The organism is Bacillus licheniformis DSM 13 = ATCC 14580 (assembly GCF_000011645.1).
GTDB classification, from domain to species: Bacteria; Bacillota; Bacilli; order Bacillales; family Bacillaceae; genus Bacillus; species Bacillus licheniformis.
In genome coordinates this window covers 68,810-95,000 of sequence record NC_006270.3, presented here as the reverse complement: position 1 = coordinate 95,000, position 26,191 = coordinate 68,810, and the positions used below count along the sequence as shown (strand labels likewise).

The following is a 26,191-nucleotide window of genomic DNA, read 5'->3' as shown; positions in this document are numbered from 1 at the left end:
AAGGAGAATTCGTCAAAAGCATAATCAGTCTGTCGATGCCGATTCCAAGGCCGCCGGTAGGAGGCATTCCGTACTCCAGCGCTTCGACAAAGTCTTCATCCATCATATGCGCTTCATCGTTTCCTTCTTCACGTTCTTTTAATTGCGCTTCAAAGCGTTCTTTTTGGTCGATAGGATCATTTAATTCAGTAAATGCATTCGCGTGCTCACGGCCCACGATAAACAGCTCAAAACGGTCCGTAAATCGAGGGTCTTCAGGATTTTTCTTAGCCAGAGGAGAAATCTCCACAGGGTGTCCGTATATAAAAGTAGGCTGAATCAACGTTTCTTCAACTTTTTGCTCGAAGAATTCATTAATGATATGTCCAACTGACATGCCTTCAGAAATTTCAATTCCGTGTTCTTTGGCATATGCTCTTGCTTCTTCTACCGATACTTCTTTCCAGAAGTCTACACCGGTGGCTTCTTTAACAGCATCGACCATATGGAGTCTCTTCCATTCAGGCTTGAGGTCGACTTCATAATCTCCATATTGAACGGTCGTAGTGCCGAGCACTTCTTGTGCAATATGAGCAATGAGATTTTCCGTCAATCTCATAATATCCTTATAGTCAGCATAAGCTTCGTAAAGTTCGATCATCGTAAATTCAGGATTGTGCCGTGTGGAGACCCCTTCATTTCGGAATACACGTCCGATTTCATAGACTTTTTCCAACCCGCCGACGATCAGCCTTTTCAAATGGAGCTCGATAGCGATCCTCATGTAAAGCGGCATATCCAGCGCATTATGATGTGTAATGAACGGACGGGCAGATGCGCCACCCGGAATCGCGTGCATCGTAGGCGTTTCAACTTCTAAGTATCCGTGGTCATCTAAGTATCTTCTCATGGATTGAATGATTTTGCTTCGTGTAATAAACGTATTTTTGCTTTCCGGATTTACGATCAAATCCAAATAACGCTGACGGTAGCGCTGCTCGATGTCCTTTAATCCATGATATTTGTCCGGAAGCGGACGAAGAGCTTTTGTCAATAAATCAAAAGATGTTGCTTTTACAGACAATTCGCCTACATTCGTTTTAAACATGACGCCTGTAACGCCGACGATGTCCCCGAGGTCAGAGCTTTTAAACCATTCGTACTGCTCTTCACCGACACTGTCTTTTCTGACATAGATCTGAATCTGGCCCTTTAAATCCTGAATATGCGCGAATCCCGCTTTCCCTTTTCCGCGCTTTGTCATCATCCGGCCGGCAATCGTTACTTCAATTGCTTTTTCCTCTAATTCTTCTTTTGAGAATTCATTATACGACTCAATGAGATCAGTTGATTGATGGGTGCGATCAAAACGCTGTCCGAAAGGATCTTTTCCGCTTTCTCTCAACTGATTCATTTTATCGCGTCTGACTTGCAGCTGGTCGTTTAATTCTTCATGGTTATGCTCTTCATGGCTCATCATATATCACTCCGTTACTTTTAGTCTTTCAGGAAAAAAGCAGAAAAACTGCCAGTGAAAACTGGCAGTGAGCAGAGGTCGGATTTATCCTACTTTTGCATCCTGAAGCTCTTTTGCCTCGGCTTCAATCGTAAACGCGTCTAAAAGCTGAACGAGCTCATCTCTCGTTTCGCAATGGTTGATTTCATTCCGGACCTTTGCGTTTCCTCTTATGCCTTTTAGATACCAGGCTGCGTGCTTTCTCATTTCGCGAACCGCAACATTTTCGCCTTTCAGCCCGATTAATCGGTCAAGGTGAAGTTTGCAGACAGAAATTTTCTCACGCACTTTCGGCTCATCTTTCAATTCGCCTGTTTCCAAATAGTGAACCGTACGGTAAATCATCCACGGGTTACCCAGCGCTGCACGGCCGATCATGACGCCGTCCACCCCTGTTTCATCAAGCATGCGTTTTGCATCTTGCGGAGTTTTGACATCACCGTTTCCGATTACAGGGATTGAAACGGACTGCTTCACTTCTTTGATAATATCCCAGTTCGCCGTTCCTTCGTACATTTGCACGCGGGTCCGTCCGTGAAGAGCGACCGCTTTTCCGCCTGCTCGTTCTACAGCTCTCGCATTCTCAACAGCAAAGATATGGTCTTCGTCCCAACCCATTCTCATTTTCACGGTCACAGGCTTGTCAACAGCCTCCACGACAGCTGAAACCATTTCATAAATTTTATTCGGATCAAGCAGCCATTTGGCTCCTGCATCACATTTTGTGATCTTTGGCACTGGACATCCCATGTTTATATCAATAATATCCGCAGTTGTGTTTTGGTCAACAAACTTCGCCGCTTCGACAAGCGTTTCTTTTTCTCCGCCGAAGATCTGCAGGCTGAGCGGTTTTTCACGTTCATCGATATAAAGCATTCCCATCGTTTTCGCATTATTGTAAAGGATCGCCTTATCGCTGACCATTTCGGCGCAGACCAAACCCGCTCCGAATTCCTTAACCGTCAAGCGGAAGGCTGAGTTGCAGACACCGGCCATCGGCGCGAGCACAACCCTGTTTTTTAATTCTATATCACCGATTTTAAACATTTTTAGTCCTCCTTTCTTATTCTTCTGATGGAGATAGTTCCTCCACTGTTATATTTAAAGTATTGGCTACATCCCTGAGCATGCTCTCCGTCGGCATACGATTCCCGCGTTCTACTTCACCAAGCACAGAAACGGATATACCCAATGCTTTGGCAAACCCTTCTTGAGTATAACCCTTCAGCTTTCGATATGCACGAATTCGTCTACCCCAGATTTCTGCTTCCATACTCTTACACCTTCTTGATTTTTTGCATGATTGACAGCTCCCTCAAGATCCGGATAAATCTCCAGCAGCGGGATGAGTACAAACAAACGTTCATGCATTCTAGGATGAGGAACGATAAGTTGCTCTGTCTCAATATTTTCACGATTATACAACAAAATGTCAAGGTCTGCAGTCCTCGGCCCCCATCTAATGTCGCGTTTGCGGCCGAGTTCTTTTTCAATACGCTGAGTCAAATCGAGCAATTCAAACGGTGAAAGAGATGTTTTAACAGCTGCAGCCATGTTTAAAAATAGATCTTGGTCTGTATAACCGACAGGATCAGTTTCGTAAATTGACGAGATGTCTGTCACCTCTACAGACGGATGTTGATGGAGGAGAGAGACAGCTTTTTTTAAATATTCTTCCCGCCGGCCGATATTCGAGCCGAGCGCTATATATGCCGTGTTGTTCATTTTCGCTTTCTCGTCATCTCGATGGCCACCGATTTATAGTGCCCAGGTATAGGAGGATCAGGCTTGACGACTTTAACCGTACATTCCTGAACCGCTTCAAAATTCTCCAGCACTTGTGCGGCAATCGTTTCCGCGAGGGTCTCCACAAGGTTGACCGGCTCTCCCTCCACAACCTCTTTGCACAGCTTATACAGCTCTGCATAATTAATGGTGGCCTCAATATTATCCGTTTTCCCGGCTTCGCTTAAATCTAGAAATGCTGTCAGATCAACGCGGAATCTCTGGCCGAGTTTGTTTTCTTCTTTGAAAACACCGTGATATCCGTAAAACTCCATGCCCTCTACATGCACTTTATCGATGATAAACGCCTCCTTTATCAATCATGGCATCCATCATTTTTGCCATCCTGGAGATTTGCTTGACGTCATGCACCCTGACGATATCGCACCCCTTTTGAATACCGAGGCATACTGTCGCCCCCGTGCCTTCCGCTCTTTCTTCAGGCGGCAGATCCAGGACTCGGCCGATAAATTTTTTTCGTGACGTCCCCAATAAAACCGGGTATCCCGGTTCGCTGAACTTCTCGAGCTGATTCATGACCGCCAAATTGTCATGATACGTTTTGGCAAAGCCGATGCCGGGATCAAGTACGATGTGATGATCCTGAACGCCTGCTGATTTTGCAATGCTCACACATTCCATCAAATCAGACAGCATGTCCGGGATCAAATCCTTATAATTCCGTTCCTCGCGGTTATGCATCAAGATAATCGGCACATTATGAGCGGCCGCAACTCGGGCCATGTCAGGATCTGCTTTTGCTCCCCAGACATCATTGATGATGGCTGCACCGGCCTTAATGGCTTCATCTGCCACTTGCGCTTTATAAGTGTCAACGGAAATCGGGACGTCGATTTCCTGAACAAGTTTTTCAATTACAGGTATGACTCTTGACAGCTCTTCATCAAGAGAAACCTTTTCCGCCCCCGGCCTCGTCGATTCTCCTCCGATATCAAGGATATGGGCGCCGTCTTCGATCATTTGTTTTGCATGAATGACGGCGCGATCGATGCTGTTATATTTTCCGCCGTCTGAAAAAGAATCGGGCGTCACATTTAAAATTCCCATGATCAATGTTTTATCTTCATAAGACAACGTGTATTGCTTTGCGATCAGTTGCTTTGAACGCACCGCTGTTTGAAGCGCCATATCCTTCACCCTTTAACTCAAATATTCTTTTGCTGCTTTCCTATCATTAGTGTATGCCTCTTGCAGACGTTTCGACAAATTTCCATCCTTTCCCGGAAATTCAGTGCTGCCGATTCTCCGGAATGGAACGATTTCCTGAACGGAATTGGTCATCCATGCTTCGTCCGCAAAGAGAAGCTCTTCCAAGGGGTATACCCCCTCTATGACTTCGATTCCCATATCTGCAAGGCGCTCGATGACGTAGCGGCGTGTGACACCGCCTAATATGCCGGTATCAAGAGAAGGTGTATACACACAGCTGCCTTTCCGCCAAAAAACGTTGGAAATAATTCCTTCAGCTACAGCTCCGCCTTCGGTAAGAAAAATCCCTTCTTTGGCCGCGTCATGTCCGAGCTCCCTTTTTCCGTACAAATTATTTAAAAAGTGATGCGATTTCAAGCGGAACGGACCCTCTGGCGTATTGCGGCGGACCTGCAAGATGACGCCCTCCTTTTCAGCCGGAACGGATGCAGGCTGAAAAGGATTCATCATCACCATGACGCCGGGATTTTTGTATGAATCAGGAAAAAGGCCGGGGCCGCCGGGACCGGCGGATATATTTAGCCGGACCCTCGCATCCAGATTCTGCGGCTGATTCAACTGAAGCAGCCTGTCAAGAATGACAAGCACTTCGCTTTTTGTCAGCTCAAGCTCAATTTTCAGCTGTTCCAAAGCGTTGTTCAATCTGTCCATATGCCAGTCTAAAAGGAAGGGCTTCCCTTCATAAAGCCGGAACGTTTCGAATACCCCGACTCCGTATAAAAAACCATGGTCAAAAGGAGAAAGTCTTGCTTCCTCCTCCTTTACATATTGACCGTTCAGGTAAATGATCATGCGTTCACTTTCTTTCGGTAAGTCTCAATAAAATTCTTCAGCATCTCTTTTCCGTAAGCGGTCATAATCGACTCTGGATGGAACTGAACGCCTTCAACCGGCAGTTCTTTATGCCTGATGGCCATAATCTCCCCTTCTTCCGTCCAAGCCGATGTCTCAAAACAATCGGGCAGTGTATCCGGTTTGACGATCAAAGAATGATACCTCGTGGCCGTGAGCGGATGTTCCAGGCCTTTAAAAACCGTCAGCCCGTCGTGCGAAATCTCGGAAGTTTTCCCATGCATTAGCCGCTCTGCCCTGACGACATCGCCGCCGAAAACCTGGGCGATCGACTGGTGTCCGAGGCAAACCCCGAAAATCGGTATCTTCCCGGCAAAATGGCGGATCGCTTCAAGGCTGATCCCGGCCTCATCCGGACTGCAAGGCCCGGGAGAAATCATCAAAAAGTCAGGCGACATGTCCTCTATTTCCTGAAGGGTGATCTCATCGTTCCGCTTGACGACCAACTCCTCGCCAAGCTCGCCTAAATACTGAACCAAGTTGTACGTAAACGAATCGTAATTGTCGATCATTAGAATCATATCTCAGCTCTCCTCTGCTCTTTTTTCTCTTCTTCACTCAACTGCAGCGCCTTTTTCATCGCCAGGGCCTTTTTAATTGACTCTTTATATTCATGCCTAGGATTTGAATCGATGACGATTCCCGCTCCCGACTGCATGAACGCCTGGCCCGCTTTCACATAAATCGTTCGGATGACGATATTAAAGTGCATATCCTGATTATATCCGAACCACCCTATAGAACCAGTATAAAGCCCCCGTCTCGTTGGCTCAAGCTCCTCAATAATTTCCATCGTTCTGACTTTCGGCGCTCCGGTGATCGTACCTCCGGGAAACACGGCATGGATGACATCAACGGCATCGCATTCATCCCTTAGTTCACCGCACACATTTGAGACAATATGCATGACGTGGGAATACTTCTCAATCACCATGAATTCATCGACCCGGACCGAACCGTACTTGGAGACCCTGCCGAGGTCATTACGCTCTAAATCAACGAGCATCACATGTTCGGCGCGCTCTTTTTCATTCATGATCAATTCGTTCGCGAGCGCTTCATCCTCCGCTTCATCCGCCCCGCGGGATCGCGTTCCGGCAATCGGCCTTGTTTCAAGCCTGGTGCCCTTTTTCTTAATGAGCAGTTCAGGCGACCCGCAGATGATTTGAAAATCCGGGGTTTCCAAGTAGGCCATGTACGGCGAAGGGTTGATTTCTCTTAACATCTTATACACCTCATAAGGAGGCGCAGAAAGGCGCTCCGACTGGCGAACAGAAAGATTCACCTGAAATACGTCACCGCTTGCGATGTATTGCTTCACTTTCTCAACAGCCTGAGAAAAGCCGGCTTCTGTAAATGAGGCCGCGAATGCCGGGCCTTTGTTATCATTCGGCTGATGACCTCCAGCGGCCTTCGGATGTTCCGTCTTCCACATTTGCTCAAGCCTGTCCAATTTCTCTTCCGCAGCGGCCGGCGTTTCTTCATCAGTGTGGGTAATCACCCAAAGCTGCTGCTGCTCATGGTCATAGACGGCTATATCATCAAATACGAGAAAGAATAAATCCGGCGTTTGCAGATCATCAATAGACAGGATTTTGAATTTCTCAATATACCGGGCATAGTCATAGCTAAGAAAACCGACAGCCCCGCCCTGAAAGTCGGGAAAATCTGCAACTGTCTCCGTTTTCAGCGTTTCAAACCATTGAGAAAACTGCAGAAACGGATCCCCCTCTTTGAATATGACGTCCCCTTTATATTGAATCGTCGTGATACCGTCTTTCCCTTTCGCTATTGCGACAGGGTCGAGTCCGGCTATGCTGTATTCTCCGCCTCTCGCGCTTTCCAGCAGAACGTGGTATTCTTTTCCTTTCGATAGGCTTTCATATTGCTGCAAAAACTGTTGATTGGAAAATGGGAACGCTCTGGCTACAGGCCTTCGTTGTCTCATCATATCATTCCTCTGCCGTTAGTCTAATGTCCTTATTGTAATGCATATCTTTTTTCTAGGAAAAGAGAATTTCATTTCCAATACAGAAAAAAGCCCTTGAGCATGTTCACTCAAGGACACCGAGCTTTTAAAAGGGCTGCGCTCCATGACAAACAAAAGGCCGCCGACATCGTCGGCAGCCTCCTGTTTCAGCTGGAGCCTATTCAAATTGGTAAAGAGGCGTGCTTAAGTATCTCTCTCCGTTACTAGGAAGCACAGCGAGAACTTTTTTGCCTTTTCCAAGCTTTTTAGCAACTTGAAGAGCAGCACAGATGGCTGCGCCTGAAGAAATTCCTCCGAGAATTCCTTCCTCTCTCGCCGCTTTACGGGCAAATTCAAAGGCTTCTTCGTTTTTCACTGTGATGATTTCATCGTAAATTTCCGTATTCAAGATTTTCGGAACGAATCCCGCTCCGATTCCCTGAATTTTGTGCGGCCCTGGTTTTCCTCCGGAAAGAACAGGAGAATCAGTCGGTTCCACCGCGAAAATCTTGATGGACGGATTTTTTTCTTTCAGAACTTCTCCGGCACCCGTTATCGTTCCGCCGGTTCCGATACCTGCAATGAAAGCATCTAAACCGTCTCCGAATTGTTCAGCGATTTCTTTTCCCGTCGTGCGGCGGTGAACTTCTGCGTTCGCAGGATTGTTAAATTGCTGAGGCATAAAATAGCCGTGTTCCTCAGCCAGTTCTTCCGCTTTTTTAATCGCGCCTTTCATTCCCTCAGCACCTGGAGTCAGCACAAGCTCAGCTCCATATGCACGCAGAAGGTTGCGGCGCTCAGAACTCATTGTATCAGGCATAACAAGAATCGCTTTGATGCCTTTCGCTGCAGCGACCATGGCAAGTCCGATTCCTGTATTTCCGCTTGTCGGTTCAATCAGTGTATCTCCTTCTTTCAGAAGGCCTTTCTCTTCAGCGTCTTCTATCATAGCAAGCGCAATCCGGTCTTTTACGCTGCTTCCAGGGTTCATATACTCCAGTTTCACATATACTTCAGCACTGTCTTCATCAACTAGTCGATTTAATTTAACGACAGGTGTATTTCCGATTAAGTCATAAACAGAGTTTGCAACGCGAACCATTTGAACACCTCAATTTCCGAGTAATTTTATTGGGATTATATCTAATTTATCAATATCAAAATATTTTGTCAATCTTTATTTTTTATCGTCATAAAACCAAGACAGTTTCGCATCTTTCCAGAGCGTCTTGACAGAAGCTTTGTCGCCTAATTGATCCATCGCGATCTGCCTTCTGATTTGATTTTTCACTTCGCTGTAAGTGAAAGCTTGCCCCGGGAGCTTTTCTTTGAGCTGGATAATCGCATAGCCCTGGCTTGTTTTAATCGGTTCATCCACCCATTGATTTTCCTTTAGTTGTTCAGCTTTCTCCAAATATTCGGCCGGAACGTTTTCATGCTGATCATTGACGAAACCGAGGTCGCCGCCGTAAGGAGCCGTATACCGGTCAGTCGAGTGTTCGGCTGCGGCCGCTTCAAAACTGGACCCTTCCTTCAGTTCTTTAAGAACTTGTTCTGCTTCATCTTTATCTTTGACAACGATATGCTTGAGGCGATAAGAATCATCGAATTTATATAAGTCCTTATTTTTGTTATAGAATGACTTCAATTCGCTGTCAGAAATGACAATGTCTTTTGTCAGGAGCTCTTCAAGAAGAATATTATGCTTGATCTGCTCTTTCCATTCTTTTTCTGTTGTGTTTTCGTCTTCGTAGAAGGAATTGTATACAGCTTTAATCAGCAGAAATTCTCTTTCAATGTCATCATCAGACACTTTGATCTTGTTTTTTTCGGCCATTTGGGTAACTACGCGGTCGTTGATCATATCTTCAAGGGTTGATTTTCCGTAGCGCTCTTCCATTTCGCTCAGCCATTCTTCACGCGTGATGCCGTTTTTTCCGATATGGGCAATGACTTCTTGAGCTGACGATGAAGAAGCGGTCTGCGCTTTCGTCAGAACATACGCGATCACAATGCAATTGACGAAGATCGCACCTAAAATAATCGGCCAAAGTGTTCTCGATTTCAATATGGTGTCTCCCCTTTCCCCATTGTAAAAGACCCGCTACTGGATAGCGGGCTTATATTTCATCTCGAAGCGCTTCAAGCTCTTCCTTTGTAAACAGATACGTTTCATTGCAAAAATGGCATTGAGCCTCGGCTTGGCCATCTTCATCAATCATCTGTTGAATTTCATCCTTGCCAAGACCGATGATGCCTCTTGCGAAACGTTCTTTTGAACAATTGCATGTAAATCGGACAGGAACGGTTTCCAGTACTTCCGGTTCTTCTCCCAATACCGCAGCCAGCACTTCCTCAGGTGTCAAACCTTTCTGAATCAGCTTTGAAATTGGCTCCACTTGTGAAAGGTTTGTTTCAAGCTTCGTGATGGTTTCGTCGTCCGTTCCCGGCAGCAGCTGCAGGATAAATCCGCCTGCAGCTAAAATCGTATTGTCGGGGTTGACGAGCACCCCTACACCCACCGAAGAAGGAACCTGTTCAGAGGACACGAGATAATAAGTAAAATCCTCGCCGATTTCTCCGGAAACGATCTCAACCTGGCCTGTAAATAAATCGCGGAGACCGAGATCTTTTACTACGCTTAGCGTTCCTGACGTACCGACGGCTCTTCTGACGTCAAGTTTGCCGTGTTCATTTAAGTCGAAATGAACGTGCGGATTGGACACGTATCCCCTGACGTCTCCTTTTGCATTTCCGTCAGCGACAATCGCGCCGATCGGTCCGCCTCCTTCAATCTTAACGGTGAGCTTGTCTTCGCCTTTCAGCATGGCGCCGAGCATGACAGCCGCCGTCATCGTTCTTCCTAAAGCGGCGGAAGCGGTAGGCCATGTGTTATGCCTTCTTTGGGCTTCATGAATCGTTTCTGTTGTATTCGCTGCATATGCCCTCACTTTGCCGTCATATGCAATGGCTTTCACTAAATAATCCATACCTCATCCTCCTATACACTTTCAACACGATTCCGTTCATAAATGAGCTCTAGCCCCTTCAACGTAAGGAACGGGTCAACAATATCGATGCAGTCCGATTCGTCTGCAATCAAGGAAGCAAGGCCGCCCGTCGCTATGACTTTCGGATTTTTCTTGGACTGCCATTTCATCCGTTTGACAATGCCTTCAACCTGTCCGACATAGCCGTAAAGAATTCCGGACTGCATCGCGCTGACCGTACTTTTGCCGACTATATGATCAGGCCGTGCAATTTCAATTCTGGGAAGCTTGGCAGCTCTTGAATAAAGCGCTTCAGTTGAAATCGTGATGCCCGGCGCGATCGCACCACCCATATATTCCTTGCGCTCATTAATGTAACAGTACGTCGTAGCGGTTCCAAAATCAACGACAATCAAGGGGCTGCCATAGAGATGAATAGCGGCTACTGCGTTTACAATGCGGTCTGCTCCGACTTCTTTCGGATTATCGTATTTTATGTTTAATCCTGTTTTCATTCCCGGACCGACAATCTGAGGCTCGATCTGAAAATATTTGATACACATTCTTTCGAGGGAGAACATGATCGGTGGTACAACTGATGAAATAATAATCCCCTCGATCTGGTCAAACATCAGTCCGACATAATCAAATAAAGAACGAAGAAGCATGCCGAATTCGTCTTCCGTTTTATGGCGGCTTGTCTCAATCCGCCAATGATATTCAAGCTCTCCTTCGTGGTAGATGCCAAGGACGGTGTTTGTATTTCCTACATCTATAACAAGCAACATTCTGATCACCACTTTTGACTAGTTTCTCTTACTTGGACATAAAACATTCTACCATCATACAATACACGATGCCGATTCTGTTTGTAAACGAATCAAACCGGTGAGGAGAAAGATTTTCCAAAGCGGATTTTTTCAGCCATAAAAAAAGAAAACTGCCAAAAGCAGAGCTTGGCAGTTTTCCTGAAGAGACGAAAAAGCGTCATTACTCTTTTTCATCCTCGTTTTTCTCTTCGTCATCTCGTTTATTGATGTTGACTTTCACATCATCTGTCTTCTCCTGATCATCAGAGTATGTTCGATCAGGAAGTCTTCCGTGCTCAGACAAATGCTTGATTTGCTCAGCGTCGAGCGTTTCAACTTCCAGCAATGTTTGAGCGATCAGCTCAAGTTTGTCGCGATTTTCAGTAAGGATTGTTTTTGCACGTTCATAACATTCCTTAATGAAGCGCTGGATTTCTTTATCGATTTCATACGCAATCGCGTCGCTGTAGTTTTGGTCATTGTTGAAATCTCGACCCAAGAATACTTGCCCGCCTTGCGATTGTCCGAATTGAAGAGGACCGAGCTTTTCAGACATACCGAATTCGGTTACCATTCGTCTGGCAATGCCTGTAGCGCGCTGGAAGTCATTATGGGCGCCCGTGCTGACCTCGCCGAAGATGATTTCCTCAGCTACACGGCCTCCAAGCAAGCCGACAATCTTATCGAGAAGTTCGGGTTTGGTTTGGAAATAACGGTCTTCCTTAGGAAGCATGACGGCATATCCGCCTGCTTGGCCGCGCGGTACAATCGTTACTTTATGCACCATATCCGCCTCATCCAAGACAAGTCCGATAACGGTGTGTCCCGCCTCGTGATAAGCCACGATATTGCGTTCTTTTTTCGAGATCACCCTGCTTTTCTTTGCAGGTCCGGCGATGACGCGGTCTGTCGCTTCATCGATGTCTCGCATATCGATCTTTTTCTTATCTTGACGCGCCGCCACAAGAGCCGCTTCATTTAAAAGGTTTTCAAGGTCTGCACCCGAGAACCCTGGCGTCCGCATCGCGATCGCTTTTAGGTTTACGGATTCATCAAGAGGCTTGTTTCTTGCGTGTACTTGAAGTACAGCTTCACGGCCTTTGACATCCGGGCGGTCAACAGTAATTTGACGGTCAAAACGTCCCGGGCGCAGCAATGCAGGGTCTAAAATATCGGCGCGGTTTGTCGCAGCGATGATGATGATTCCTTCATTGGCGCTGAATCCGTCCATTTCAACAAGAAGCTGGTTGAGCGTCTGTTCACGTTCATCGTGACCTCCGCCAAGGCCTGCTCCCCGCTGGCGTCCGACAGCATCAATCTCATCGATGAAAATCAGACACGGCGCATTTTTCTTGGCGTTTTCAAACAAGTCGCGAACACGTGATGCACCAACCCCGACGAACATTTCAACGAAGTCAGATCCGCTGATGCTGAAGAAAGGCACCCCTGCTTCACCGGCACATGCTTTCGCCAGCAATGTTTTACCGGTACCCGGAGGTCCGACCAAAAGCACGCCTTTCGGAATTCTTGCACCGAGCTCGGCAAATTTGCGGGGATCCTTGAGGAAATCAACGACTTCCACAAGCTCTTGCTTTTCTTCATCCGCTCCTGCCACATCTTTGAATTTGACGCGTTTCTTTTCTTCTGTATAGAGCTTCGCCTTGCTTTTTCCAAAGTTCATAACACGGCTGCCGCCGCCTTGAGCCTGATTAAGCAGGAAGAAGAAAAGAATGAAGATAATAACAAAAGGGATGATGGTGGTAAAGAACGTCATCCATCCATTTGCTTCTTGCGCAGGTTCTATTTGTATCTTCGTTTTTTTCACTTGATCAATGATTTGATCTGCCCCTTTTCCTTCAGGAACATGGGTCAGGAAATACTGATCTTTTTCATAGGTCGTCAGCTGCCCCCGAACCTCGTACACACCCCTGACAGGCTGGATGGAGACATTTTCAACCTTCCCGTTTTCTAGGTTTGAAACAAAGTCACTATACGTCATATTTTCTGTTTTCGGATTTGCGGTTTGGAAGTAGCTCACAACTCCGATCACAACTAATAAAATAAGTAAATAAAAAATGGTATTACGGAAGACCCGATTCATTCCTTACCTCCTCCCACAGTAAGCACAACTATGTTCAATAGTATCATAGAAAATCGTTCCAATACAACAGATATCCCTTTCGCTGACAAGCCCGTATCAGCTCTCATAAACCGCAGGTTTCAGCACTCCGATGTACGGAAGATTACGATAGCGTTCAGCATAATCGAGACCGTATCCGACAACGAAAGCATCGGGAACTTCAAAGCCGACGTAATCCGCTTTGATATCCGCTTTTCGTCCGCTTGGTTTATCAAGAAGGGTTACGATCTTAATCGATTTTGCTTTGCGGTATCGGAAAAGCTCTACAAGATAACTCAAGGTCAGCCCACTGTCGATGATATCCTCAATAATTAAGATGTCACGGCCCTCTACAGATGTGTCCAAATCCTTTATGATTTTCACCTCTCCGGAAGAAACCGTGGAACTGCCGTAGCTTGATACATCCATGAAATCCATTTCCAGATATGTATCAATATGCTTTAAAAGATCAGCCATAAACGGCATGGCTCCTTTTAACACACCGATTGCCAGCGGAAACTTGCCGCTGTACTCTTCTGTCAGAGTCGCGCCCAGCTCCTTGACTTTCTTTTGGATCTCTTCTTCCGAGATCAAGATATTTTCAATATCCTGTTTCATTCTTTGCTAGCCCCCTACACTTTTCATGCTGTCTATATTGTAATACAATGCGATCGTTGTTTGTAACATCAAGTTCCTCAAAAATGGTTTTTTTCAGACCAGGTATCCAGATAATGTTTCCAACCGCGTCTGTTACAATGGGCCAGCTGTCTCTTTTTGAAAGAGGCACTTTTTCATCAATAAATATATCTTTAACCTTTTTTGAGCCGTTCATCCCTTTAAGTTTGACTCGGTCTCCGTTTTGCCTTGTCCGTACGTAAAGGGGAAACTGAACCTGCTTGGGACTTGTTGCAAAAACATCATTTCCTTGCAGCTTCCGGGTTGAACCGGGTCCGCTCACATGAAGGGAGGAGCCGCCGGGAAGTATCAGTTCTTCTTCGCCTGCCCCGCTTATTTCATAATGATAGGAAACATTTTCACATTGTAAACGCTGAAATGTAAACAAACATGTATGATAAGATTTTGCGACTTTTAACCCATTCGGAAAATCAAGGGAACCGGATGGTCCGTCTTGTGAAATCCAATCCAGAAACACTTGAATATGATGGGCTGAAAACGCTGATGGAACGTTTTCATAAAGATAGTTTAATATTAGATGAACTCCCCTTCTTTGTAAAGGCATAGGGAGCGCAAGAAGTCGTTCGATGCTGATTTCCACGCCTGAACTTGACTTGCTTGTGATTACTGTATTCATTTTGTCTTTCGTTAATGCCTGTAAGTATAATTCGTCTTCTGTCAGGAATTCACTGACGGATTGAAACCTTTTATGGACATCTTCCGACTCTTTCTTCAGAAAAGGGAGAACATGGTGCCTGAACCGGTTCCTGGTGTAATCATCCTCACTGTTGCTCGGATCGGTTCTAAACGGTATTCGATTCTCTTTGCAGTAAGCCAAAAGATCATCCTTTGACAGCTTCAGAAACGGCCTGAGCAGCCAGCCGCTGTCAAAACGGCGCTTTGGCTGAATTCCGGCAAGCCCGATTCCGACAGTGCCTTTTGCCATCTTCATCAGCATCGTCTCCACCTGATCATCTCCATGATGACCCAGAACCAGGTATTCGGCCCGGTGCCTTTTCATTAACTCTTGAAAAAACGCATACCGGCATTCTCTCGCAGCAGCCTGTTTATTCAGATTGTTTTCAGCGGCAAATGCCAGGACATCGATTTGCACCGCCTCGCATTGTATGCCTTCCGCCTCGCAGTAGTCCTGAACGAACCGCATATCACGCTCGGACTCTTCGCCTCTGAACATATGATCGACGTGTGCGGCAATCAGCGTTGCAGAAGCGGGAACCGTATGGTGCAGAGCATGCAAAAGCGCCATCGAATCAGGTCCGCCGGAGACACCTGCAATCAGCGTCACTCCATCAAATGACAGTTCGTATTTTTTCATGAAATCTTCAATACTTTTCACAATGTCCTCCCACTAAGAGCAGGGTGTATTTCAAAAGATATAAATATCCTAACACTTTCAATCGGTCCCTGCAAAGAAGAGCTATCCGCCGAGAATGCACAGCTAAATAAAAAAGAGAACGATATACGCAAAGTAAAGGGCAAGAACGCTTACGACGATCAACAGCGTTTCAAAAACACCGCCGGATTTAGAAGGGTTTCTTTGCTTTCTGCGCCCGCTCCTTAACCTTTGCTGCTGAGGCGTCCCCCGCTTATGCCGCAGGCCTTGCGACGGGGCAGATGCCGATGAGGAACGGGCTGTTCTCGACTGGCGGCTGCTTTGCATTCGTGGCGGCCGGCCGATTTCCAGAAGATCTCCCTTCATTTCATCAGCTGTTCGATAGCTTCCTTTTAAAGCAGAAGCAAGAACCGGTTTATACCGTTTTAAAAACGGATGTCCGTCAATGACTGACATGAGCTGCTCCTGAGGCCTTGCTGTCTTCTTGAATTCTTTTTTCACCGCACAGTTCACCATAATCATGGCGACTGAAAACAGGTCATACGACGGCTCAGCCTTACGAGTGCCGAATTCCCAATAGCCTCTGTCAAAAAACTCCGTATATTCCTTAATTGCCCGGCCCTCTTTTGTCGTCCCGCCCACATCAATGCAGCGGATTTGCGGCGGAGGACCCGTCACGATTAAATTCTCGGGCTTTAAATCTCCAAACACCCATCCTTCGCGATGAATCGCCGACAGGCTTGAGAGAAGCTGGCTGATCAGCACCGGAGTCCATTCCTCGCCTTTTTCGTTTACATATCTTAAAAGAAGCGGACCTTCAATATATTCCATGACATAAAATGAAAGTTTTTTGCCGGTGCCTGTAACCATCATGTCATCCACATCAAAAAAAGAAGGCCCCATTGCTTTTGCCTGGGCCTTTGAGAAAGATTTCAGAACATTCACTTCCGAGGTAATGGACAGGCTGTCATCGCTCACTTTTAATGCAACCCGGCCCTTTCTTGAATCGGCCAGATAAACAACCCCATTTGCCCCTTTTCCAAGCTGTCTGATGATCTTGTAGGAATGATTGTTCCACTTTCCAACAACGGCTGCACCCGGCTTTAGACTAGCCGCCAAACTCGTCGAAGCGTTTTTCATCGTCTTCTAACATTCTCCTTCTTGAGCCGATTTTGTTAAAATGCTGAATCGCCTCTCGTATTGCGGGTCCTGTCGGTGTAATGCCACCGGCTGAAAGCTTGGAAAATATTGAAGAAAGAGATTCAAACTTCGGGGTCCAATCGAGCACAAGTTCGACCTCTTGTTTTTTCCCGGGAAATATAAGCATCGCAAATTCGTTTTCGCCGATTCTTGAATTGAGACTGATGGAAAGATCTATCAACGCTTCTTTAACGGTCGGAAGCTTCGGATTCATGCTTGCGCTTGTATCGACAAGAACCAGTACATGAAGATGCACGGTCTCACCAAGCTCGTCAACGACTTCCATGACTTCACCGCGTTTATCAGGAGGCAGTTCATCCATTTCGGTATGCTTGCCGAGAATTTGTTTGAGCTCACTGTTGACCACGCCTTGAAGGGTTTGCGTCATCGCCTTTTTTGTCACCATTTGAACGGTCTGCGACAGCTGCGACGTGTAAACCACCTGGTGAACTCCTCCGCCTGCGAGAGCGATCCCTTCGACTTCTTTCATCGCCTCCTGATCCATTTCATGCTCGTCCATAATCCCAATCACATTCACGGTAATTCCCTGCTCTTTCGCAAAGGCAGCCATGGCCTGCGGGTCTTCGCCGCGGTTTGAACAGCCGTCCGTCAAAAGCAGGATTTGATTCAAATGCCCCTTTTTCATCGTTTTTATTCCTCCTGGACAAAGATATCTTGATTTAGTTCCATCATCGCCAGAAGAAATTTGATTTATACGAATGCTAAGAAATCTCTTGATTCTTTTGGAAAAAAGCCGGCGCCGGAATGGAGGCCCACTTTGGCGTATTATGGTCCAGCTTGATGACAATCACCGTCATGTCGTCCTCAATCAGACCCGACCTTGTCCGGATCACTTCTTCCATGATTAAGTCGGCGATTTCCTGCGGCTCCTCGGTTTTCAGCGATTTCAATTTGCGCTTCATCCACAGATCATGATTTTCCACATGTCTCGGCCCTTCAAAGATTCCGTCGCTCATCATGATCAAAAGGTCTCCCGCTTTTAATTGCTCGCTGACAACATCGACATCGAATTCTGTAATGATGCCGATCGGCAGATTGCTGGCCTGCACTTTTATAATTTGATCGCCTCTTTTAATAAAGCTCGGGGTGGAGCCGATTTTCAAAAACTTGCAGCTCGCATCCTGAAGATCGATGACCGATAAATCCAATGTCGAATAAATTTCATCTGTTGTCCTTAATGAAAGAATGCTGTTAATCGTTTTAATCGCCACTTTTTCGTCGATGCCCGACTGAAGAATCTTTTCCAGCAGCTTGATCGTCTCATTGCTTTCAAAATGGGCCCTTGCGCCATTTCCCATACCATCGCTAATGGCGGCGGCATATTTGCCGGTGCCGAGCTCCATCATATTGTAGCTGTCGCCGGAGACAAGCCCTCCGCCTTTTGCTGCATGCGCGGCTCCTGTCACCACCCTGTATGACTTCGCCGAACCGAAGGCAACATGACAATATCCATTCGGATGGCCGGCGCACTGTTCTGCTTTGACGATAATTTGTTCTTCCAAAATATCGGACAGCATCGGAGCGATGATTTTTTCACACTCTCCATGGCCGTTGCAATACGGGATACTCATTTCAATATCGATGTTTCCCTGCTCAAGGCTGTATATTTCGACTTGCTGAATCTCGATGCCGAAGTGCTGCAGCGCATCCCGAATTTGCTCTTCTTGAATAAAATGCTGCTCCCTTTCCCTTTTTATTTCCCGAGAAAAGTCCGCCATAACCTGAGAAACGCCGAGAAGCTGCTCTGCAACGAGACGTCTGCTGTCATGCACCTTTTGTTTTAATGTCTGGTTCGCCCTAAAATGAGTCAGCTCGTCTTCAATCAGCGCTTCTACTTGCTTTGATTTGGAGCAGTGCTGATGAAACTCCTTTTTCAGCTTGCGGTTTTTAAAATATTGCTTTTCTTCCGTTTCCTGCATAACCCGTTTCATCAAATCATATGTTTTATCAAAGTTCTGAACCCAGCACTTGTTTTTCTTATAGCATGACTGACAGGAATGTTCTGTCACCGTGCTCAAAAACAGATCGATCTCTTTTTCTTTTCCTTCATCGTCCGGAGCTGAATGATAAAAGGTAGCGAAGCTTTCGGATAAAGCGTGAAAAACGTTCGAAAACTGATCGACTTTTTGGGCGGTGACATCGCGGATTTTCCTTGCATACTGCTGCTGTTCCTGGGCGTGCTCAGTCGTTCCAGGTATATACTTGGCCACTTTTTTCGTAATCGACTGAGGGGTTAAAAGGAACAGGCCGATTGCAATCAGAGATTCATAAAGCGTCGGCACTAATTCAGCCGAACCTTCTCCGTACAGAGAAATCAATAGAGATCCAATCAATAAGCCGACCGCTGCGCCGAACTTTTTTCCTTCTTTTAGCAAACCGCCGAGAAGGCCTGAGAAAGCCAGCAGGCTCATCTGATATAAATTGCCGATGTTTGAGAGGCTGAGAATCAGCCCGGTCACAACCCCGACTGTACAGCCGATGCTTGCGCCTCCGATGAACGCGAAAGCGAGCACGACATAACGGGCCAATATCAGTTCAGCCTGCATGCCTTGAAATGAAACGCCTGTCAAGCCCGTGAGAACGGAAGCGATTAAAATCATAAAACAAATGATCTCTTCAATTTTCAGCGACTGTTTCGCCCGCTTTGATGTGACAATCGGCAGGCTTTGCAGAAAAATCAATGTGAGGATAAACGATAATCCGGCTTCAACGAAAGCCATAATATAGTGATAACCTGAAACCGTTCCGTATTCGGCATATACGAATCCGCATCTTGTCACAGCCATCGCCAAAAAGACGACGACAGGCAGCGTTCTGACACGGTCTTTTATAATAAGGGACGTCATTTTTGAACATATCGCAAATGCAAACAGAGCCGCAAGCACGAACAGCGAATGCTGAGGCGATATGCTCAGAGCTCCGGCAAGAAGCGCCAGGCATGCAAGGAAAGCTTTATCTTTTTTGATTAAAAGCATCGCTCCGAAAAATGGAAGAGCAAAGGGAATGACCTCTGACAGAATGAAGGCTCGTCCCAATAAAAAACCGATGACCATATAGATCAGCCCTTTATAAAAAAAGAGGGAATATAAATGCTGCATCATAAGCTTCGTCATGCTGCCAAACCATGAATACAATTTTTGAACAGCAGGTCCAGCTATTGGGCTGTTCACTCTTCTTTCCGCTTTTTCCATGCTCTCATCTCCCACTCGTTTATTCGTTGCTTGCCATTATAGCGAAAGATGAAATAGGATTTTGTCAAAAGAAGGTAACGAATTCAAAGAACTGTTCGACGCTTTTTGTAGCATGCTTCAATCACTCTTGATAAGTCGAGTCCATTCCCGTTATTTTGCATATTTTTATGCAGCAAAAAACCGGCTTCAGAAGAAGCCGGTTTCCGGAATGACCCGTACGGGATTCGAACCCGTGTTACCGCCGTGAAAGGGCGGTGTCTTAACCACTTGACCAACGGGCCTTCATATAAGTAGCGGCGGAGGGGATCGAACCCCCGACCTCACGGGTATGAACCGTACGCTCTAGCCAGCTGAGCTACACCGCCATGTTGTTGATTTCTTTTAACGCACAAGTTCTATATTACAAAGGATTGCCCTATCCGTCAATAGAAATTTTAATAAAAATTTTATTAGAAAATAAAAAGGCATCCGTTGGGATAAGACGAATGCCTTTCGTTTATATAGAAAGCAGCAAGTTAACCTCTTCTTGCTCCGCGCCCTCCACGTTTTGATTCCGTGTTGCGTTTTAGAGACGATAAGCGATCTTCACTGTCTTTTAAAAACTTATTCATTTTCTGTTCAAACGTTTCTTTAGAGCGGAAATCATTTTTAGGTCTCGCAGGTCTTGATGATTGAGGACGGTCTACAGCCTTTTTGATCGATAAGCCGATTTTCCCATCTTTCTCAACATTAATAACTTTAACTTCTACTTGATCACCGACCTTCAGATGATCATTAATGTCCTTCACGTAGTTATCGGCTACTTCGCTGATATGAACAAGACCTGTTGATCCTCCAGGCAGTTCAACAAACGCTCCGAAATTTGTAATACCTGTTACTTTCCCTTGCAACTTGCTGCCAACTTCAATCGACATAAAAAAAGTGCTCCTCCTTAGACTTAAAAAAGATCATTTGTTTAATTATACATAAAGAAAAAATTAAGTGTCAACAAGGCTACTTGCTCTTATCTTCAAACTTGAAGATGATTTCGCCATCCTTTGAGAGGTAGTAATCCTTTCTGGCAAGCTCTGCAACGTAGTCCTCGTCCTTTAATTTCACAATCTCATCTTTCAAATCCGATTTTTTTGCTTCCAGCTGTTCCAATTGTTTCAAAAGCTCAGCTTTCTTCTCTTGCTTCGCGCTGATATCCGAAGTCTGCGACCAGAGCGAGCTGACAATCACAATCGCCGACAGCAGCACAACGGCGCCGAAAACCATCAACCGTCTGTATAGACCGCGTCTTTTTCTTTTCAGCTGCTGCTGTTTTCGCTCCATCTGCTCTTTGTATTCGTTCTGTATTTGCGATATGTTGCGTCTTGTAGGATCATTCATTCCAGACGGCCTCCCTTCATTTTTTTAAAAGTTTTGCCTTAATTGTTATGAATAGTTTCTTCCCCTTTTCGAAAAATCCTGCTCCTTTTTGCAAAAAGCGTCTCAACAATCCCCGAACCGGGGCGGGAAGAAGCCTGCAGCATTGATATAGTATAAAATAAATCGGGTATCCTGCAAATTTTAATATCTTATATAAACATACCGCAAAAAAACGAAAAAGAACATAGATATTTCTCATTGTAAAGAGAATGATGGCTAAAATGGCTTGAAACGTCCATACAACAGGCCGAAACACCATCATCCGCATCATCTTTGAGACCAGCCTGGAGATGAATATAAAAAAGGAAATCATCCATTCCAAAAGCTTGATATAGACCTGCTTAAAAAGGCTCTGATAAGCGGCAAAACCAAGCATGACCGCCAGAAAGATATAAATTCGGAATTCCCCTTCATTCACGCTCAGCAAAACATAGAAAAAAAGGAGGCCTTGTACTACCCAAAACAAAAAGTCATGGAGAAACAACAGCCACCTTGCTGTTTTCGAGCGAACGACAAAACGGGTATAGGTGTCAAGGGAAGCGCCAAGCCATGCCCCCATTCCGGCCATGGCCAGCATCGTATAGAACTGTGTGGTCAGCGTCATTTAAACAACTTGCTAAAAAATCCTTTAGCTTTCTCCCCCTGCTGCTCATCCAAATAGACGAGATCAAGCACTCTTCCCTTGATGGAGACAACGCCTTTTTCCACATCGAGATTCTTCATCTGCAGGTTTTCGCCTCTGACTGCAAGCATGCCCATTACCGTCTCAAGTAAAAATTCCTCGTTGTCAAAGCTCTCGACCTGCTTGACACCGGATATATCCAGAAGCTTGCGGCCCTTCATCGTCACATTATGTTCAGGACCAGATGCCCCGCCGGAAGGGTTGTGCTGATCATAATATACATTCATCGATTCATCCCCCATATCCTCATACTAAAGATTCGATACTGCATTGTATGAGACGGGGGATTTTTTTAGAACAAGCCTATTCTCCTCCCAGCTTCTCCTCTTTGAGAACGGTATACATATCAGCGGCTTCTTCTTTTTTTGTCGTATCCTTCAATTCATTGACTTTGACGGTTACAAGTTTTTGGCCGAAACGCACCGCAAGCTCGTCCCCCGCTTTGACAACAGAGCTTGCTTTGGCCTGCTGGCCATTGATCGAAATTCTTCCCTGGTCAGCCACTTCTTTTGCAAGCGTCCGTCTTTTAATCAGCCTTGATACTTTGAGAAATTTGTCGAGTCTCATCGCTTGTCAGCTCCTTTCAATGCCTTTCGCTTCATTCCACAGTTCGTCCATTTCTTCAAGCGTCATACTTTCCAGATCCTTGCCCATGCGCTTTGCAGATTGTTCAATATATGTGAACCTTCTGTAAAACTTGGCGTTTGTCATCGCGAGGGCTTCTTCCGGTTCAATTTTATAAAACCGGCCGATATTGACGAGCGCGAATAAAAGGTCGCCGAACTCTTCTTTCATTTTTTTGCTGTGCTGTTCGGCTTCGGAAATTTCTGAAGAAAATTCTTTCATTTCCTCCTGGACTTTATCCCAAATATCCTGGACATTCGACCAGTCGAACCCGGTCTTTGCCGCCTTTTTCTGAAGCTTGTTCGCTTTTGACAAAGCAGGAAGCGGCTTTGGAATATCGTCGAGGAGGGATTTATCGTCCGCTTGTTTCTCCTGCTTCTTGATCTCTTCCCAGTTTACCATGACGTCGGCCTCATCACGAACAGAGACCTCTCCGAAGACGTGCGGATGCCTTCTGATCATTTTTGCGGTGATGCCGCGAATCACATCGTCAATTGTAAAAAGGCCGTCATCCTCGCCGATCTGCGCATGCAGAAGAACTTGGAGCATCACATCGCCAAGCTCCTCTACTAAGTGGTCGGGATCTTCTTCATCAATCGCCTCTAGCACCTCATAGCATTCCTCGATTAAGTACTTTTTGAGCGACTCATGGGTTTGTTTTCGGTCCCAAGGGCAACCGTCCGGTCCGCGCAGCTTTCTGATGACACTGCGGAACATCGAAAATTCCTGGTGGAGAATCTCTTCGTCTTTGACAGGCGGCACATAGACGCTCGTTAAATTATTGATGCCCACGCTTCTGTCCAATTCGTAAAGAGGCACTGTCCGAATGTCTTGCATGCTGCTTCCGGCCGCTGTTACAATGACGACTTCATAGTCATCAGGAAGCTTTTCCATTAACGTCAGTTTGACCTCTGAAGCCGTCATTTGATCATATACCTGGCAAATAATCAAATGATGACGGAGCTCGACTTCGTCGGCTGAAAACCGGACGGCATCGACAAACTGAAACCCGTCAATCGGATCGATCTGCAAAGCATTTAACGTCGCATCAATAAAGCTGTGGCCTCCCTCGACGACGACATCGGCCTGATGAGCCCCACGCCTCTCAAGCAAAAGCTGGACCGTTTTTTCAGCGACGAACGGATGGCCTGGAACGGCATAGAGCACATCCCCCTGCTTCGCCTCCTCAAAAAGCCGCTCTACGATCTCCTCGTAAACATCTTCGAATTGATCATGCTTTTCATAGACCTCATCAAAAAAATGAATCTCCGCTATTTCTTTTTTCAGGTCTTCTATTAATGGATGGTCTTTCGTCCTGACATAAAGAACCTCCGCTTGTGTGAGCCGTTTATATACACCGAGGGTTAATTGATTCATATCGCCTGCCCCAAGGCCGACTACCGTGATTTTACCGGCCATGCCTGCCGCCCCTTTCTCGTTTTAATGTCAGGAGCTTGCTGCCAAAAGGCACAAGCTCAAGTTCTTTTTCTGAAAACACGCGCAATGTGAAGATACCGGACAAAAAGACAACGCCGCCGACGAAAACGGCGCTAAGACTTTCCGCCGCTGAGATCCATCTGCTTTTATGTGGTATGGCCGCTTCAAATGCAAAAAGCCACACCGCCAGAGCGGCCGACATGATCACAGCCGACAACAAAACACCCGCTATCCTGTATTCCGACAGCTTAATCCAGCCTTTTCTTTTCAGCTGAAAAAAATTGAGCCCCGCAACAGCGGCGAATGACATCATAGTCGCAAAAGCGGCGCCGGAAATGCCGAAACCGGGGATCAGGAGCTCGTTCAATACGGCTTTCACCAAAAAGCCGCAGCAGACGGAAACAGCCGGAAGACATGTATTGCCGAGTCCTTGCAAAACAGCGGTCATCGTCATCGCCAGCGATGCAAAGAGAATCGACGCGCTGAAAATTTGGAGCGCAGCCGTTCCATCGCTGTTTTTAAACAGCATGACATTGACCGGCTCCAAAATACAAATCAGACCGGCGGCTGCTCCAGTGCCGATGACAAAGCTCATTTTTAGCGAATACCGGATCTTTTCCTCCAGCACTGCAGTTTCTCCCTTTTTCTTCGCTTTCGTAAGGGACGGGACAAGAGCCGTCGCAATGCTCGCAGCAAAAACGGTTCCCAGCTGCAAAAGCGGCTGCCCCCTGTCATACACTCCTTTTGTATGTTTCGCCTGAAGTTCGCCCATTCCTTGTCCGGCCAGCAATGAATACAAGTGCAATGCGTCGACGAGCTGGATGAGAATCAGCATGAGGCCGGCGGTACAAATCGTAACCGAATACAGACACAGCTGTTTCAAAATATCACCCGTACCGGCCTCCATCCGGGCGGCAGTGGCTTTCTTTTCACGCTTGGCCCAAAACACGGCGAGAATGAAAAACGCCGCAAGGCCGCCGACAAGGGAGCCAAAGGCCGCCCCTGCACCGGCGTCATATAAGGAAAAGCCGCTTTTGACGAGCCACCATGTCAAAACAAGAATCGCCCCGACCCGGAGTGTCTGTTCTCCAATTTGAGAAAGTGCGGTCGGCAGCATCCGTTCGCTTCCTTGAAAATAGCCTCTCAACAAAGATACGAACGGTAGCAGCAAATAAGAAAACGACACGGCGCGGATCACCCCGGCAAGGTCGGGATCGCCCATAAACCCTGCGATGGCTCCGGCTCCGGCAAACAAGAGAAGAAAAAAGCCAAGGCCGACTGCCGATAAAAAAAGCATAGACACGCGGAGAATCTTTGCCCGGTTTGCGGACCCGTAATCATTCAGCAACTTTGAAATGATGACCGGGAACCCGGAGGTGGCAAGCATGACAGATATTCCGATCATCGGGTACACCTGCTGAAAAATATAAAAACCGACATCTCCAACTATATTTTGAAAAGGCACTCTATATACAGCGCTTAATATCTTTGATAATATCCCCGCCAATGAAAGTACAAAGGCGCCTTGCCAAAGCAATTGTCTTTGGCCCTTTAAAAACCCCATTCCTTTAAGCTCCTTCCAATGCGCTTTCTAAAAAGCGCACGAAACGAGCTTATTATACCATATTCAGGGCTTGCACTCCTCCTGCAAGTGTGAATTAAAAAAGAACAGCCCAAAAGGTGCTGTTCCAATGCTGATGCTGATTCAAGCTGAGAAAAAACACTTTCGGCATTCCGGCTCGTTTGAGCAGGAATGTCAAAATAAAAGGAATGAGACCTATTGTTCCATTTGCCGGGCCAAAAAGCCGGCGGCAGTTTCAACCGCTTTATGTTCCACTTCGCCGATTGACTGGTCTTTTGAAAAAATGACAACCGCTCCGATCGGGTCGCCGTTTGCAACAATCGGGCCGACGGTATAAGAAGCAACCTCTTCGTCAATACCATCAATAAGCTGAATCGTCTTCGCGTCTCCGTCCAAAACAGAAGTGCGCTGATCCATCGCCTTTTCGACCATGTCGCTGATCGATTTGTTTAAATAGTCTTTTTTAGACCCCCCGGATACTGCGATATACACATCCCGGTCGCAAATCAGCACGGAATGGCCCATGCTGTCATAAAGCGCATCTGCATACTCTTTTGCAAAGTCGCCGAGCTCGCTGATCGGAGAATACTTTTTTAAAATAACCTCCCCATCCCGGTCCACAAATATTTCCAAAGGGTCTCCTTCACGAATGCGCAAAGTTCTGCGGATTTCCTTCGGGATCACGACCCGGCCTAAATCATCAATTCGACGTACGATACCAGTTGCTTTCATCTCTGCTGCCTCTCTTTCATTTGATGATATATCT

Annotated in this window: 27 protein-coding genes and 2 tRNA genes (1 of these 29 only partly in view); all 29 read right to left on the bottom strand. The window is 46.3% G+C overall.

Annotation, left to right across the window (positions count from 1 at the left end; genetic code table 11):
- A protein-coding gene (gene lysS / locus TRNA_RS22010) for a lysine--tRNA ligase (protein WP_011197475.1) crosses the window boundary here: on the bottom strand, positions 1-1,456 show its 5' portion. It extends 44 nt beyond the left edge of the window; 1,456 of the gene's 1,500 nt are visible here — the first part of the coding sequence; its start codon is at positions 1,454-1,456; its stop codon lies beyond the left edge, outside the window.
- 84 nt (positions 1,457-1,540) lie between these two features.
- Positions 1,541-2,542 (bottom strand): tRNA dihydrouridine synthase DusB, encoded by a 1,002-nt coding sequence (gene dusB / locus TRNA_RS22005; protein ID WP_003178264.1) that lies wholly within the window; start codon positions 2,540-2,542, stop codon positions 1,541-1,543.
- A 16-nt stretch (positions 2,543-2,558) separates the two neighbouring features.
- Complete coding sequence (locus TRNA_RS43080; RefSeq protein ID WP_003178262.1) at positions 2,559-2,768, bottom strand: helix-turn-helix domain-containing protein; 210 nt, start codon at positions 2,766-2,768, stop codon at positions 2,559-2,561.
- Positions 2,720-3,220: a 2-amino-4-hydroxy-6-hydroxymethyldihydropteridine diphosphokinase gene (gene folK, locus TRNA_RS21995; protein ID WP_003178260.1), complete on the bottom strand. Its 501-nt coding sequence runs from the start codon at positions 3,218-3,220 to the stop codon at positions 2,720-2,722. Before folK ends, TRNA_RS43080 begins: the two co-directional genes overlap by 49 nt.
- On the bottom strand, positions 3,217-3,579 hold the full coding sequence (gene folB, locus TRNA_RS21990; RefSeq protein ID WP_025805876.1) for a dihydroneopterin aldolase: 363 nt from the start codon (positions 3,577-3,579) through the stop codon (positions 3,217-3,219). Before folB ends, folK begins: the two co-directional genes overlap by 4 nt.
- On the bottom strand, positions 3,572-4,429 hold the full coding sequence (folP, locus tag TRNA_RS21985) for a dihydropteroate synthase (RefSeq protein WP_003178255.1): 858 nt from the start codon (positions 4,427-4,429) through the stop codon (positions 3,572-3,574). Before folP ends, folB begins: the two co-directional genes overlap by 8 nt.
- 12 nt (positions 4,430-4,441) lie before the next feature.
- On the bottom strand, positions 4,442-5,302 hold the full coding sequence (pabC, locus tag TRNA_RS21980) for an aminodeoxychorismate lyase (RefSeq protein ID WP_009330072.1): 861 nt from the start codon (positions 5,300-5,302) through the stop codon (positions 4,442-4,444).
- Complete coding sequence (gene pabA, locus TRNA_RS21975) at positions 5,299-5,883, bottom strand: aminodeoxychorismate/anthranilate synthase component II (protein WP_003178252.1); 585 nt, start codon at positions 5,881-5,883, stop codon at positions 5,299-5,301. The genes pabC and pabA overlap by 4 nt, the downstream gene beginning before the upstream one ends.
- A complete protein-coding gene (locus TRNA_RS21970; protein WP_003178250.1) occupies positions 5,880-7,313 on the bottom strand; it encodes an anthranilate synthase component I family protein in 1,434 nt (477 codons plus the stop codon). Before TRNA_RS21970 ends, pabA begins: the two co-directional genes overlap by 4 nt.
- A gap of 196 nt (positions 7,314-7,509) precedes the next feature.
- Positions 7,510-8,433: a cysteine synthase A gene (gene cysK / locus TRNA_RS21960; protein ID WP_003178247.1), complete on the bottom strand. Its 924-nt coding sequence runs from the start codon at positions 8,431-8,433 to the stop codon at positions 7,510-7,512.
- Between the two features lie 75 nt (positions 8,434-8,508).
- Complete coding sequence (locus tag TRNA_RS21955) at positions 8,509-9,399, bottom strand: peptidyl-prolyl cis-trans isomerase (protein WP_009330071.1); 891 nt, start codon at positions 9,397-9,399, stop codon at positions 8,509-8,511.
- A 52-nt stretch (positions 9,400-9,451) separates the two neighbouring features.
- Positions 9,452-10,321, bottom strand: a complete 870-nt coding sequence (gene hslO / locus TRNA_RS21950; RefSeq protein ID WP_003178244.1) for an Hsp33 family molecular chaperone HslO — start codon at positions 10,319-10,321, stop codon at positions 9,452-9,454.
- Positions 10,322-10,332: 11 nt separating this feature from the next.
- Positions 10,333-11,109, bottom strand: coding sequence for a type III pantothenate kinase (locus TRNA_RS21945; protein WP_003178242.1), 777 nt, complete (start codon positions 11,107-11,109; stop codon positions 10,333-10,335).
- A gap of 202 nt (positions 11,110-11,311) precedes the next feature.
- Positions 11,312-13,231, bottom strand: a complete 1,920-nt coding sequence (gene ftsH / locus TRNA_RS21940) for an ATP-dependent zinc metalloprotease FtsH (protein WP_003178238.1) — start codon at positions 13,229-13,231, stop codon at positions 11,312-11,314.
- A 96-nt stretch (positions 13,232-13,327) separates the two neighbouring features.
- On the bottom strand, positions 13,328-13,867 hold the full coding sequence (gene hpt / locus TRNA_RS21935) for a hypoxanthine phosphoribosyltransferase (protein WP_003178236.1): 540 nt from the start codon (positions 13,865-13,867) through the stop codon (positions 13,328-13,330).
- Positions 13,851-15,281 carry a tRNA lysidine(34) synthetase TilS gene (gene tilS, locus TRNA_RS21930; protein ID WP_011197473.1) on the bottom strand — a complete coding sequence of 477 codons (1,431 nt, stop codon included), beginning with the start codon at positions 15,279-15,281 and terminating at the stop codon, positions 13,851-13,853. Before tilS ends, hpt begins: the two co-directional genes overlap by 17 nt.
- A 102-nt stretch (positions 15,282-15,383) precedes the next feature.
- On the bottom strand, positions 15,384-16,418 hold the full coding sequence (locus TRNA_RS21925; protein WP_009330069.1) for a protein kinase domain-containing protein: 1,035 nt from the start codon (positions 16,416-16,418) through the stop codon (positions 15,384-15,386).
- Complete coding sequence (locus tag TRNA_RS21920) at positions 16,387-17,124, bottom strand: vWA domain-containing protein (protein ID WP_011197472.1); 738 nt, start codon at positions 17,122-17,124, stop codon at positions 16,387-16,389. The genes TRNA_RS21925 and TRNA_RS21920 overlap by 32 nt, the downstream gene beginning before the upstream one ends.
- A gap of 76 nt (positions 17,125-17,200) precedes the next feature.
- Positions 17,201-19,690 (bottom strand): stage II sporulation protein E, encoded by a 2,490-nt coding sequence (spoIIE, locus tag TRNA_RS21915; RefSeq protein WP_009330068.1) that lies wholly within the window; start codon positions 19,688-19,690, stop codon positions 17,201-17,203.
- A 209-nt stretch (positions 19,691-19,899) separates the two neighbouring features.
- A tRNA-Glu gene (locus tag TRNA_RS21910) sits at positions 19,900-19,971 on the bottom strand.
- Positions 19,972-19,981: 10 nt separating this feature from the next.
- Positions 19,982-20,055 (bottom strand) — tRNA-Met (locus TRNA_RS21905).
- Positions 20,056-20,205: 150 nt separating this feature from the next.
- Positions 20,206-20,604, bottom strand: coding sequence for a S1 domain-containing RNA-binding protein (locus tag TRNA_RS21900; protein WP_003178226.1), 399 nt, complete (start codon positions 20,602-20,604; stop codon positions 20,206-20,208).
- A 79-nt stretch (positions 20,605-20,683) separates the two neighbouring features.
- Positions 20,684-21,061, bottom strand: coding sequence for an FtsB family cell division protein (locus tag TRNA_RS21895; RefSeq protein WP_003178224.1), 378 nt, complete (start codon positions 21,059-21,061; stop codon positions 20,684-20,686).
- A 16-nt stretch (positions 21,062-21,077) separates the two neighbouring features.
- Positions 21,078-21,704: a spore cortex biosynthesis protein YabQ gene (gene yabQ / locus TRNA_RS21890; RefSeq protein ID WP_011197471.1), complete on the bottom strand. Its 627-nt coding sequence runs from the start codon at positions 21,702-21,704 to the stop codon at positions 21,078-21,080.
- Positions 21,701-22,009, bottom strand: coding sequence for a sporulation protein YabP (gene yabP / locus TRNA_RS21885; RefSeq protein WP_011197470.1), 309 nt, complete (start codon positions 22,007-22,009; stop codon positions 21,701-21,703). The genes yabQ and yabP overlap by 4 nt, the downstream gene beginning before the upstream one ends.
- A gap of 76 nt (positions 22,010-22,085) precedes the next feature.
- Positions 22,086-22,349 (bottom strand): RNA-binding S4 domain-containing protein, encoded by a 264-nt coding sequence (locus tag TRNA_RS21880; RefSeq protein ID WP_003178218.1) that lies wholly within the window; start codon positions 22,347-22,349, stop codon positions 22,086-22,088.
- Positions 22,350-22,355: 6 nt separating this feature from the next.
- On the bottom strand, positions 22,356-23,825 hold the full coding sequence (gene mazG, locus TRNA_RS21875; RefSeq protein ID WP_003178217.1) for a nucleoside triphosphate pyrophosphohydrolase: 1,470 nt from the start codon (positions 23,823-23,825) through the stop codon (positions 22,356-22,358).
- Positions 23,815-25,407, bottom strand: coding sequence for a putative polysaccharide biosynthesis protein (locus TRNA_RS21870; RefSeq protein ID WP_011197469.1), 1,593 nt, complete (start codon positions 25,405-25,407; stop codon positions 23,815-23,817). Before TRNA_RS21870 ends, mazG begins: the two co-directional genes overlap by 11 nt.
- A 213-nt stretch (positions 25,408-25,620) precedes the next feature.
- Complete coding sequence (gene spoVT, locus TRNA_RS21865) at positions 25,621-26,157, bottom strand: stage V sporulation protein T (protein ID WP_003178213.1); 537 nt, start codon at positions 26,155-26,157, stop codon at positions 25,621-25,623.
- Between the last annotated feature and the right edge of the window lie 34 nt (positions 26,158-26,191).

Bases quoted from the DNA above. Each gene is read 5' to 3' on its own strand.
- hpt (WP_003178236.1), bottom strand. From the start codon at position 13,867: ATGAAACAGGATATTGAAAATATCTTGATCTCGGAAGAAGAGATCCAA.
- cysK (WP_003178247.1), bottom strand. From the start codon at position 8,433: ATGGTTCGCGTTGCAAACTCTGTTTATGACTTAATCGGAAATACACCT.
- mazG (WP_003178217.1), bottom strand. From the start codon at position 23,825: ATGGCCGGTAAAATCACGGTAGTCGGCCTTGGGGCAGGCGATATGAAT.
- TRNA_RS21870 (WP_011197469.1), bottom strand. From the start codon at position 25,407: ATGGGGTTTTTAAAGGGCCAAAGACAATTGCTTTGGCAAGGCGCCTTT.
- folP (WP_003178255.1), bottom strand. From the start codon at position 4,429: ATGGCGCTTCAAACAGCGGTGCGTTCAAAGCAACTGATCGCAAAGCAA.
- ftsH (WP_003178238.1), bottom strand. From the start codon at position 13,231: ATGAATCGGGTCTTCCGTAATACCATTTTTTATTTACTTATTTTATTA.
- yabQ (WP_011197471.1), bottom strand. From the start codon at position 21,704: ATGACGCTGACCACACAGTTCTATACGATGCTGGCCATGGCCGGAATG.
- TRNA_RS21920 (WP_011197472.1), bottom strand. From the start codon at position 17,124: ATGAAAAAGGGGCATTTGAATCAAATCCTGCTTTTGACGGACGGCTGT.
- folK (WP_003178260.1), bottom strand. From the start codon at position 3,220: ATGAACAACACGGCATATATAGCGCTCGGCTCGAATATCGGCCGGCGG.
- pabA (WP_003178252.1), bottom strand. From the start codon at position 5,883: ATGATTCTAATGATCGACAATTACGATTCGTTTACGTACAACTTGGTT.
- spoIIE (WP_009330068.1), bottom strand. From the start codon at position 19,690: ATGGAAAAAGCGGAAAGAAGAGTGAACAGCCCAATAGCTGGACCTGCT.
- dusB (WP_003178264.1), bottom strand. From the start codon at position 2,542: ATGTTTAAAATCGGTGATATAGAATTAAAAAACAGGGTTGTGCTCGCG.
- pabC (WP_009330072.1), bottom strand. From the start codon at position 5,302: ATGATCATTTACCTGAACGGTCAATATGTAAAGGAGGAGGAAGCAAGA.
- TRNA_RS21880 (WP_003178218.1), bottom strand. From the start codon at position 22,349: ATGAGACTCGACAAATTTCTCAAAGTATCAAGGCTGATTAAAAGACGG.
- spoVT (WP_003178213.1), bottom strand. From the start codon at position 26,157: ATGAAAGCAACTGGTATCGTACGTCGAATTGATGATTTAGGCCGGGTC.
- TRNA_RS21895 (WP_003178224.1), bottom strand. From the start codon at position 21,061: ATGAATGATCCTACAAGACGCAACATATCGCAAATACAGAACGAATAC.
- yabP (WP_011197470.1), bottom strand. From the start codon at position 22,009: ATGAATGTATATTATGATCAGCACAACCCTTCCGGCGGGGCATCTGGT.
- TRNA_RS43080 (WP_003178262.1), bottom strand. From the start codon at position 2,768: ATGGAAGCAGAAATCTGGGGTAGACGAATTCGTGCATATCGAAAGCTG.
- TRNA_RS21945 (WP_003178242.1), bottom strand. From the start codon at position 11,109: ATGTTGCTTGTTATAGATGTAGGAAATACAAACACCGTCCTTGGCATC.
- TRNA_RS21970 (WP_003178250.1), bottom strand. From the start codon at position 7,313: ATGATGAGACAACGAAGGCCTGTAGCCAGAGCGTTCCCATTTTCCAAT.
- hslO (WP_003178244.1), bottom strand. From the start codon at position 10,321: ATGGATTATTTAGTGAAAGCCATTGCATATGACGGCAAAGTGAGGGCA.
- TRNA_RS21925 (WP_009330069.1), bottom strand. From the start codon at position 16,418: ATGAAAAACGCTTCGACGAGTTTGGCGGCTAGTCTAAAGCCGGGTGCA.
- TRNA_RS21900 (WP_003178226.1), bottom strand. From the start codon at position 20,604: ATGTCGATTGAAGTTGGCAGCAAGTTGCAAGGGAAAGTAACAGGTATT.